The sequence below is a fragment of the Bradyrhizobium sp. genome (assembly GCF_049519115.1).
Lineage (GTDB): Bacteria > Pseudomonadota > Alphaproteobacteria > Rhizobiales > Xanthobacteraceae > Bradyrhizobium.
On record NZ_JBEKRB010000179.1, the window covers coordinates 1 to 2,932 of the forward strand.

The window sequence follows — 2,932 nt, forward strand, 5'->3', positions numbered from 1 at the left end:
GTACACGTTTGCGCCCATAGGTTTTACGGGTGGCATTCGCGCCCCAGAGCGCCTCGCGGCCGACAACTGGATTATAAGCGCATTGCACACGACTGCCGCGCACGACAGATCGCCAACAATAGTTGGCGGCGACGCACCGTCTGATGTCTCTTTCTCGTCCTGCCTTCACCTTCGTGAGCCACTGCTCGTCCGCGATCATCTGCCGTGACAGCAACACCGCGTCGGCGTCGCCTGATGCGATGAGGTCTTCGGCGACATCCGGGTAGCTGATGCGGCCAACCATCAGCACGGGCTTTTTCGACACATCCTTGAAAGCGCGCGCGTACTTGCGTTCCCATCCTTGCTCAAAGGTCATCGGCGTGTGAATCCAAGAATGATGCACTCCTGCCGAGACGCTCACATAATCGATGTCGGTCTGCCGTTCGAGATCGAGGTGCACGCGTTTTACATCTTCGATCTCAAGGTCGCCTTCCCAAAACGACGTCGAGTTTATGCGGTAGCCGAGAATGGCACGACTGCCGATTTTAGCACGAATGCGCCGCAGGCATTCGACCGAAAACCGCAGGCGGTTTTCATATGAGCCACCCCAGCGGTCTGTTCGCTGATTATAAAGCGGCGAAAGAAATTGCCACGGCAAATAACCGTGCGCGAGGTGAAGTTCGACGCCGTCGAGCCCGGCGCTAATGGCGCGCCTCGCAGCGTCTGCAAAGCTCTGCAGAATGCGCTCGATCTCGTGCTCCTCCAGCTCTTTGGGAGTTGGGCCGCCGGGGATTTCGCCGATTGCCATCTGGCTTGGAGCGACCGTATAGGCGTTGTACTCGTACGGATCGCGTGCCGGATCCGTTTTGAAGAAAGGAGTTGGCGAGCGGAGCCCAACATGCAGCAGTTGCGCAATCAACGCACAGCCGTGTTTCTTGACCGCCCGGGCGACCCTGGCAATGCCCTCGACCTGATCGTCGTTCCAAAGTCCCGGGAATGCAGCGGGCGTATAAATCGTGTCCTTGTCGACGATTTGACCGCCGAGAATGATCATTCCCAGTCCGGTCTGTGCTCGCTCTTCGTAATACGCAACGGCTTGGTCAGTAAAAATTCCTTCGTGCGCGTTCCTGACCCACGTCGGACAAACCGGTCCAAAAATGACCCGGTTCGAAATCCTGGTGTGACGCAATTGCCATGGTGAGAACAAGTGGGGATAAGACTGGGCACCCGACACAATATTCCTCCTAGACTTTTTCAAATTTCGAGCAGCGGTAGTCGCGCTGGGCCGCCTTTTGCGCCGATAGGCCAGGCGAACCGGCTATCGGCACGGCGCCCCGTACAGTACCTTAAAGTGCCAGTATGGAAATCATCGAAATAACCGGACGTCGTCGACCGCCGATGACCGCACCGATTGTTCAACTGCGAGGGGGCGGATGAAAATCGTAAGCTTTTGGCGAGACCAGAAAATTCGCCTGGGTTTGCTGCTGAACAATGAAATATTAGAGCCTGCTTTGGCGGAGTCGCTGCTCGATCCGGGAGAACGAGTTTTCTTCAGCGATGCGATCTCATTTATTCGTGGCGGAGAATTTTCGCGCAAGACGGCTCTCCGGCTGGTGGCTTTACGTCCCGTTCATGCGCTTCATCGCCTCGATCGAGTGACTCTCGCCGCACCTATTCTCCCATCCACTATTCTTTGCGCAGGCAGTAACTACCGCGAGCATAATGATGAAAAGATCGGCTCACCAACGAGCGGGAAAGAGCCTGAGTTTTTCGTGAAGACGTCGGACAGCGTCATCGGACCGGACGAAGCCATCCAGTATGATGAAAAACTTACACGCAAACTCGACTGCGAGACAGAACTTGGAATTGTGATTGGAACACCGGGACGTCACATCTCAAAGGAACGCGCGCTGGAGCACGTATTTGGCTACACCGTAGTGAACGATGTTACGGCGCGTGACCGCCAGGTGCGCAGGTCCGGGGATTTCACTTGGTACGAGCTTGGGCGCGGAAAGGCATTTGACACAAGCGCGCCAATCGGCCCATGCATAACGACTGCGGACGAAATCCCCGACCCTCAGGTTCTCGGCATCCACACGCGGGTCAATGGAGAACTGCGTCAGTCGAGTAATACCCGCAGCATGATTTGGTCGTGTGCCGACCTCATTCACTTCTTCTCAACAAATTTCACGCTGAAGCCTGGCATGGTTATCATCACCGGAACGCCCGCAGGTACAGCGTGGTCCGCCGACAAAGAGCTTGGCGGTCGTTGGCAACCGAGGGAAGGTCTCGTTGCTGCCGCACGCTATTTTCTTCCGGGCGACATTGTCGAATGCGAGATTGAGCGAATTGGAATACTCAGGAATCCGGTTCGATAGCTGAAGTTTATATTTCCGGCTCAACCGAGGTCCTTGTGATTACGAATTTGAAGGAAGATGGAGCTGACCGTCGAACTATTGCTTCGTAGTGAAGAGATTAACACCCGTGGCGTAGGAATCGTTGTGTAGGGTCTTTAATGCGGAGTTCGAAGAAAGTGATCGCGCCGAGAGTGGCGGCGATACGAAAGCTCGCGGCTGAAGTAGGCCGCAACCCGGCCGACATTCTTATGTTCGGCATGATGACGACGATTGTCGCGCCAACCGACGAAAAAGCCGCTGCCAAGCTTGCCGATGACCGCCGCTACGTCGATCTCGAAGGAGCGCTGACGTTGATGTCCGGTTGGACAGGCGTGGACTTTTCCCGCTTCGATCGGGATCAGGTTGTTGAGCACGTCAACAGCGAGGCCGGGCGCGCGGCGATGGAAAACATCACCCGCGCCGATCCGGACCGGCGCTGGACGGCCCGGGAGGTTGCCGAGCCCGTTTCGATCGTTGGAATCGGGCCGGTCATCGCCGGCTAGCCGGCCACCATTGCCGATCATCTCGAGCAATGGATCGAAGACACCGGCCTTGAT

3 protein-coding genes are annotated in these 2,932 nt (G+C 56.5%); 2 read left to right on the forward strand and 1 reads right to left on the reverse strand.

Annotated elements, in window-relative coordinates:
• Positions 1-1,213: oxidoreductase (locus ABSE61_RS36805; RefSeq protein WP_490338390.1), on the reverse strand; the 1,213-nt coding region annotated here is incomplete at its 3' end.
• A 199-nt stretch (positions 1,214-1,412) separates the two neighbouring features.
• Between ABSE61_RS36805 and ABSE61_RS36810 the strand changes: the two genes are divergently transcribed.
• Together ABSE61_RS36810 and ABSE61_RS36815 are read left to right on the forward strand one after the other, a co-directional pair.
• Positions 1,413-2,357: a fumarylacetoacetate hydrolase family protein gene (locus tag ABSE61_RS36810; RefSeq protein WP_423876058.1), complete on the forward strand. Its 945-nt coding sequence runs from the start codon at positions 1,413-1,415 to the stop codon at positions 2,355-2,357.
• A gap of 155 nt (positions 2,358-2,512) precedes the next feature.
• Positions 2,513-2,878 carry a hypothetical protein gene (locus ABSE61_RS36815; protein WP_423876059.1) on the forward strand — a complete coding sequence of 122 codons (366 nt, stop codon included), beginning with the start codon at positions 2,513-2,515 and terminating at the stop codon, positions 2,876-2,878.
• Positions 2,879-2,932: the final 54 nt, after the last annotated feature.

Bases quoted from the DNA above. Each gene is read 5' to 3' on its own strand.
- ABSE61_RS36810 (WP_423876058.1), top strand. From the start codon at position 1,413: ATGAAAATCGTAAGCTTTTGGCGAGACCAGAAAATTCGCCTGGGTTTG.